Below are 6,382 nucleotides of genomic sequence, written 5' to 3'. Positions count from 1 at the left end.
GGGCCCCTGCGCCGCGCCCCCCCCCCCGGCCGCCCCCGCCCGGGCCCCCACGCCCATGCGCGCGTGTCCCGGTTCTACCGGTCGGTGATGTCAGGGTCAGCCGCAGCGCCTGCCGTTGTTGATGCAGTCGACGGCCTGCTTCATCAGCGCTTCCGACATCACGTTGATGAAGTCGCCGTGGTCGGTGACCGGCTTGTGGAGCTGCTCGGGGAAGCTGTCGAGCGCGAAGCCCGGACCGGGCGGCACGTTGTAGGTGATGCGCTGCTCCAGGGCCGGGATGGCCTGGAACCCGCTGGGACACGACCCGTCGGCCCCGGTGAACGCGACGTGCGTGCGGTGGTTGGCGCTGTCGGTGTTCTTACCGTCCCAGCAGCTCTGGAACCGCAGGAGGCGCACCACCTGGCTGCCGCGCGGGCAGATCGGGTACTTGTCCTTGAGCTGACGGTTCTCGAACCCCGTGCACGTCCACCGGGCGTTGGCGTTCGTCGGGCCGTTGGTGAACGACTTGGCGTCCCCGGTGATGATGCGCAGGAAGACCGGCATGCCGACCACCTTGCTGGTGGGGTTACCGCTCAGCGTCAGCGTGACGGTGGCGGGGCGCACGATCTGGCCGACGTTGCCGTCCAGGCCGCCGCCGGGCTTGTCGGCGTCGTCACCCTTGCCCTTCTGCAGGCGCAGGACCGGCCAGTAATGGGTGGACTTGTCGCCGTTGGAGCAGGTGGTGCCGGCCGCCTGGAGGCTGTCGTTGGTCGAGAAGCCGCTGGTGTCCCGGTTGCCCACGTAGTCGTGGACGTGGTGGGCGCCGTTGGTGACCCCCGGCGCGACGATCACGTTGTCGGAGTTGTGGTGGCCGTCCTCGTTGCGCCCGCACCGGGAGACGAAGGTGCCCCTCGACGCGCCCTGCTGGTCGCGCGGCTTGTCGGCGTTGGGCCGCACGGTGCGGATGTCGACGAAGTCGTCGGGCGAGGGGCCTGTCGCGCCGCCGGTCGCCGTGGCGCTGGGCGAGGCGGAGGGAGAGGCCGAACCCGAGCCCGTCGGGCTCGCGGTGGGGTTCGCGGTGTCGCTGGGCGACGGCGAGGCGGAAGGGTCGCCGGTGGCGGTGGCCGTGGGGCTCGGAGACGGGGACTGCCCGCCGCCCGCGCCGTTCCGCACCGTACACGCCGTCAGGTTCCGCAGGTCGGCCCGGGTGCCGGCGCGCCGCAGGGCGGTCCCGATGCGGTTGACCGTGACCGAGCGCTGGAACCGCAGCGGGTTGAGCACCGCGTTGCGGATCTGGCTGTTGCTCGCGCGGGCGCCGATCCTGGCAAGCCGCTGGTTCGCCTGGGCGATCTGCCTGTCGATCGTCACCAGGTTCCGGTCCACCTCGGCCTGGGCGGCGGCGGGAACGTCGGTCAACCTGTCGGCGACCGCCGGGCAGTTCACCGTACGGACCTCGCCCGCGCCGGTCCTCGCAAGGGCGCTGGGCGACTCGGAGGCGCCGGGGTCGCCGGAGGCGCTCGGGTCGTCGGACGCGCTGGGAGCCTGGGACGGACCTGGGTCCTCAGACGGGCTCGGAGCCTCGGAAGGCGCGGCGGCCTGGCTCTCGCCGTTCTGCCCCGCGTCGGGACTGGGCGCGCCGGTGCTCACGATGCTCACAAGGCTGTAGCCGGCGCCGGCGGTGAGGGCCGGCAGCGACCCGTCCGCGCTGACCGCCTGCCCAGCCGGAGCCAGGCTCGCCACGACGAGACCGACCCCCGCCCCACCCAGGGCAAGGACACTCAGGACGGGCCTGAACCGCCGTCTGTGCTGGATTCGGATCATTCGAACTCCTCCCGGAGTACGTGCTCATGGCGGCATTGGTTGGTGCCCCATCGTCACGAGGTACGCGGCACGGACCGGAAGAGTTCGACATCCGGGAAAACTTCTGTTCCCACCTGACTCATCCGTAACTACTGAACCGGACCCGCTCCCCGCGCGTACCCGCTGACGGTGACTTCTGCAGGCACACTGATCGGAGATCCGCCATGGGACGCCCAAGCCTCACCACGCGCGCGACCGCCCTCGCCGGGTCCGCCCTCGCGCTCGCGCTCGTCACGGGATGCGGTGGCGGCGCGACCTCGGACGACCCCTCCCTCGCGGCGGCGGGCGGCGCCGCCGCGGCCGACCCCGGCCCCCCGGCCACCCTCAAGCAGCTCGCCACCAAGACGGGATGCGCCAAACCGCAGGTCCAGACCGACGCGGAGGAGCTACGCCAGGGCGTGTGCAAGACCGACAAGGGCCAGTACACCGTCACGACGTTCTCCACCGACAAGGGCAAGGCCGAGTGGCTGGAGGAGGCCAAGAAGTGGGGCGGCAACTACCTCGTCGGCACGCGCTGGGTCATCGCGGGCAACGACCCGGGGGTGCTGCGGTCCTTCAGCGAGAAGGTCGGCGGCAACATCGAGACGACCGCGCCATGACGGGCCGCGCCAGGCGTACGGCCGCGCTGGCCGGCGCCGCCCTCGCCCTCGCCGCCCTCGGCGGGTGCGGCACCGCGCGCGGCGCCACCGGCGGGCCCGCCACCGTGGAGGAGATCGCGGCCAGGACCGGCTGCGGGAAGCCCCAGATGCAGGTCGAGGCCGACGAGCTGCGGCAGGGCGTGTGCAAGACCGGCAAGGGCCAGTACTCCGTCACGACGTTCGCGACGGAGAAGGGCAAGCAGGAGTGGCTGGACGACGCGCTGAGCTACGGCGGCGCCTACCTCATCGGCACGCGCTGGATCGTCCTCGGCAACACCCGGGAGATGCTGGAGTCCTTCCGCGCGACGCTCGGCGGCAGCGTCAGGATGGGCGGGCACATGATGCCGTCCGGCGAGCCCATGCCGGAGGGTCACACCATGCCGCCCGGTGAGCACACGATGCCCATGCCGTGACGCGCGGGGCCGGTCGCCGAGAACGGCTCGGCCCCGCGCGGGACGGCGGATCCTCAGAAGTGCTCAGGAGATGGACAGGGCCCCGGACGGGCACACCTGCACCGCGCGGCGGACGCCCGCCTCCTGCGCGGCGGACGGCTCATCGGTGAGCAGCAGCACGGTGCCGTCCTCCTCGCTCTGGTCGAACACCTCGGGAGCCGTGAGCACGCACATCCCGGCTCCGATGCAGACATCGGTATCCGCTTTTATCCGCATGAGTTAGGAAACCTCCTACCAGGCGACCGGCAACCGGTGAACGCCGTAGATAGCCATGTCGGAACGCATCGAGACCTCCTCGCTCGGTATGGCGAGACGCAGGTCGGGGAAGCGCCGTAGCAGGGCCGGGTATCCGATGCGCATCTCGATGCGGGCGAGCTGCTGGCCGAGACACTGGTGGATGCCGTGGCCGAACGAGACGTGCCCCGTGGCCTGACGCGTGATGTCCAGCTTATCGGGGGTTTCGAAGCGTCCTGGATCACGGTTGGCGGCGCCCAGCGACAGCGTCACCGCCTCCCCCGCCTTGATCGTCTGGCCCTCCACCTGGACGTCCTCCAGGGCCGTGCGCATCGGGCCGATGTGGACGATCGTCAGGAACCTCAGGAGTTCCTCGACGGCGCTCTCGGCCAGTGAGGGGTCCCCGCGAAGCGAGGCGAGCTGGTCGGGGTTGTTCAGCAGCGTGTACGTGCCGAGTGCCAGCATGTTCGCCGTGGTCTCGTGGCCCGCGATGAGCAGGAGCACCGCCACGCCGGTGATCTCCTCGTCGTTGAGCTCCCCCGTGGCGACCAGCCCGCTGAGCAGGGCGTCGTCCGGCTGGGCGCGCTTGCTGACCACGAGGTCGTGAAGGTAGTCCATCAGGCCGTCCATCGCCTCGCTCACCTGTTCCGGCGTCGACTTGAGGCTCAGCAGCCTGGCCGAGTCGCGCTGGAACCGGTGATGGTCGGAGTAGGGCACGCCCAGCAGCTCACAGATCACCAGGGAGGGGATCGGCAGCGCGAACAGCTCCACCAGGTCGGCGGGTGAGCCGGCCTTCTCCATGGCGTCCAGCTGGTCGGAGGTGATCTTCTCGATCCTCGGCTCCAGCTGCTTCATGCGGCGGACGGTGAACTGGCCGGTGAGCAGCCGGCGGAAGCGCGTGTGCTCGGGCGGGTCCTCTCGGAGGAAGAACCCGGGGCGCTTCCTGAGCGCCGCCTGCCTCAGCAGGTCACCGATCGGCGGGTGCATCAACTCGATGCGGGTGCTGAAACGGGGATCGGCGAGCACCGCGCGCACGGTCTCGTACCGGGTGGCTATCCATCCCACGTGGCCGTCGGCGTAGAGCATCGGCCTGATCGGGCCTTCCTCACGCCAACGTCCCAGGTCATCTGGGGGGTCCACCGGGTTCTTCCGTGACATCGGAAGGGTGACCGGTTCGGGCATTGCCTTGGTCATGACGCGCTCCTTGACTTTACAGCGGTCGAAACTTGACGCCCTTTCCTGTAGTCACAGAAAACAGTACCCTCTTTGAAATTGCAATGGATGAAAGAAAACAGCGGATGCAGTAAAGTTCCCCCATGGACCATGGTCCCGGTCTGAGAGAACGCAAGAAGCTGCGCACGCGCCGGGCGCTGATCGAGTCCGCCATGCGCCTCTTCGAGGACAAGGGGTTCGAGGAGACGACCGTGGCCGAGATCGCGGCCGCCGTCGACGTGTCCACACGCACGTTCTTCAGCTACTTCGCGAGCAAGGAAGACGTCGTGTTCTTCGACACGCGCACGCGCGTCGACCGCGCGCTCGCCGTCATCGCCGGCCGGCGGCCATCGGAGCCGGTGGTGGAGCTCCTGCTCCGGGTGGCCGAGGCCACCTTCAACCTCGGCGCCGCGGACACCCACGACCCCTCGGACTCCCACGACCCTTCGGACACCCATGACGCCGAGGAGATCGAGGACCCCGGGGACGCCCAGGTCGCCGAGGACGCCGAGGTGGCTCTGGAGATGACCCCCGCGCGCTCCCACCTGATCTTGTCGGTCCCGGCCCTCCAGTCCCGCGCGCTGCACCTGCTGTTCGACGTCCAGCGGGAGCTCGCCGAGGCGCTGCGGCGGGCCTATCCCGGCGAGCTCGACCCCATCGAGGCCGCCGCCGCCGTCGGCGTGTTCGTCGGAGCGGCCAAGATGGCGGCCATCGCCAGCAGGGACAGGGGCGACCCGCCCGCCATGAGGTGGGCGGCGATCCGCAGGGGCGTCGACATCGCGGTGAACGGGCTGCTCTCGCTCGACACGGGCGCGGGCGCCCTCGGCACGTCCAGAGAGGCGACGACCGCCGGCCGTTCCTAGGCCGCTCCCCCTGTGCAGCAGGCATTTTCGCTACAAAAGGGTAACCGATGGGGTGATGCGGCACGCATTGTGGGCCGAAACGGTTTGATCAGGGTGATCAGCTCGCCACCAGCCTGTTTTACGACAAAATCATCCTCCGAGGGCGTCCACGTGGTGAGCCCTCGACCGTGAGCATCGCGCCCCCTCGGGAGTCCCGCGCCAAGTCCCTGGCGGAATTGGATTGCGGCGCGGCTGTTCGTGGTGTTCCGTCTCGCTGTGGGGTACAGACATGAACAGTCGTGAGACTCTGCCAGCTGGCGAGGGGTCCGAGACGGCCCACACCGGCGGGATCCCGCTCGTCGGCCGCCGCGACGCGCTCCGCTCCTTCACCCAGACGGTCGACGCGACGCTCACCGGCGGGTTCCAGTTCCTGGCCGTGGTCGGGGAGCCGGGGGCCGGCAAGACGCGGCTGCTGGCCGAGCTCGCCTCGTCCGCCGCGGGCGCGGGGCTCAGCACACTGTGGGGCAGGGCGGCGGAGTTCGAGCAGATCATGCCGTTCAGCGCGCTCGTCGACGCCCTGGACGACCACCTGGAGGCCCACCGCGACGAGCTGTCCGAACGGCTCGGAGCGGGGCAGGCCCGGCAGCTCGCCACCGTGTTCCCCGCGCTCGCCGCCAAGATGCCCGAGGGAGCCGAGGGGGCCGAGGCCGCCGACCAGAGCGGCATGGTGCGCTACCGGCTCTACCGCGCGCTGCGGCAGCTCATCGACGAGGTGGCGGCCCCGTCCGGGCTCGCGCTGATCCTGGACGACGTTCACTGGGCCGACGACAGCTCGGCGGAGTTCCTCGACCATCTGGTCCGCCACCCGCCGCGCGGCAAGGTGCTGGTCACCGTCGCCTACCGCCCGGCGCAGGTCACCCCGCGCCTGGCGGCGCTGGTCATGAGCGCGGGCGGCCACGGACGGCAGGTCACGGTCGGCCCGCTCAACCAGGCCGAGGTGGAGGAGTTCCTCGGCCCGCGCGTCAACCGCACACGCGGCCGGGCGCTGTACGAGGCCAGCGGCGGCAACCCCTTCTACCTGGAGGCGGCGTCGGATCCCACGGACGTGGCACGGGTCGAGGACCGCACCTTCATCTGCTCCGAGAATCCCGAGGACGCCGGCCCG

At 70.5% G+C, this 6,382-nt stretch carries 7 protein-coding genes; 4 read left to right on the top strand and 3 right to left on the bottom strand.

The genetic code is table 11. The annotated features are described in order from the left end of the window. Nucleotides 1-96: 96 nt before the first annotated feature. Complete coding sequence (locus AB0B89_RS33935) at nucleotides 97-1,800, bottom strand: DUF1996 domain-containing protein (RefSeq protein WP_358561071.1); 1,704 nt, start codon at nucleotides 1,798-1,800, stop codon at nucleotides 97-99. 203 nt (nucleotides 1,801-2,003) lie between these two features. Between AB0B89_RS33935 and AB0B89_RS33930 the strand changes: the two genes are divergently transcribed. Then, on the top strand, nucleotides 2,004-2,438 hold the full coding sequence (locus AB0B89_RS33930) for a hypothetical protein (RefSeq protein WP_358561068.1): 435 nt from the start codon (nucleotides 2,004-2,006) through the stop codon (nucleotides 2,436-2,438). Then, nucleotides 2,435-2,890 (top strand): hypothetical protein, encoded by a 456-nt coding sequence (locus AB0B89_RS33925; RefSeq protein WP_358561066.1) that lies wholly within the window; start codon nucleotides 2,435-2,437, stop codon nucleotides 2,888-2,890. Before AB0B89_RS33930 ends, AB0B89_RS33925 begins: the two co-directional genes overlap by 4 nt. Nucleotides 2,891-2,953: 63 nt before the next feature. On the opposite strand, the gene AB0B89_RS33920 is transcribed toward AB0B89_RS33925, so the two are convergent. Together AB0B89_RS33920 and AB0B89_RS33915 are read right to left on the bottom strand one after the other, a co-directional pair. After that, on the bottom strand, nucleotides 2,954-3,145 hold the full coding sequence (locus AB0B89_RS33920; protein ID WP_358561063.1) for a (4Fe-4S)-binding protein: 192 nt from the start codon (nucleotides 3,143-3,145) through the stop codon (nucleotides 2,954-2,956). A 15-nt stretch (nucleotides 3,146-3,160) separates the two neighbouring features. Continuing rightward, complete coding sequence (locus AB0B89_RS33915; RefSeq protein WP_358561060.1) at nucleotides 3,161-4,357, bottom strand: cytochrome P450; 1,197 nt, start codon at nucleotides 4,355-4,357, stop codon at nucleotides 3,161-3,163. Nucleotides 4,358-4,479: 122 nt separating this feature from the next. Between AB0B89_RS33915 and AB0B89_RS33910 the strand changes: the two genes are divergently transcribed. After that, nucleotides 4,480-5,238 carry a helix-turn-helix domain-containing protein gene (locus AB0B89_RS33910; RefSeq protein ID WP_358561057.1) on the top strand — a complete coding sequence of 253 codons (759 nt, stop codon included), beginning with the start codon at nucleotides 4,480-4,482 and terminating at the stop codon, nucleotides 5,236-5,238. A gap of 268 nt (nucleotides 5,239-5,506) precedes the next feature. After that, the coding region (locus AB0B89_RS33905; protein ID WP_358561054.1) for an AAA family ATPase at nucleotides 5,507-6,382 on the top strand (876 nt) is incomplete at its 3' end.

The sequence above is a fragment of the Sphaerisporangium sp. NPDC049002 genome (genome assembly GCF_040649355.1).
Classification (GTDB): Bacteria; Actinomycetota; Actinomycetes; order Streptosporangiales; family Streptosporangiaceae; genus Sphaerisporangium.
Note: the sequence above shows the minus strand (reverse complement) of the source record. Positions and strands in the feature narration are given on the sequence as shown.

Bases quoted from the DNA above. Each gene is read 5' to 3' on its own strand.
- AB0B89_RS33925 (WP_358561066.1), top strand. From the start codon at position 2,435: ATGACGGGCCGCGCCAGGCGTACGGCCGCGCTGGCCGGCGCCGCCCTC.
- AB0B89_RS33935 (WP_358561071.1), bottom strand. From the start codon at position 1,800: ATGATCCGAATCCAGCACAGACGGCGGTTCAGGCCCGTCCTGAGTGTC.
- AB0B89_RS33910 (WP_358561057.1), top strand. From the start codon at position 4,480: ATGGACCATGGTCCCGGTCTGAGAGAACGCAAGAAGCTGCGCACGCGC.
- AB0B89_RS33915 (WP_358561060.1), bottom strand. From the start codon at position 4,357: ATGACCAAGGCAATGCCCGAACCGGTCACCCTTCCGATGTCACGGAAG.
- AB0B89_RS33920 (WP_358561063.1), bottom strand. From the start codon at position 3,145: ATGCGGATAAAAGCGGATACCGATGTCTGCATCGGAGCCGGGATGTGC.
- AB0B89_RS33930 (WP_358561068.1), top strand. From the start codon at position 2,004: ATGGGACGCCCAAGCCTCACCACGCGCGCGACCGCCCTCGCCGGGTCC.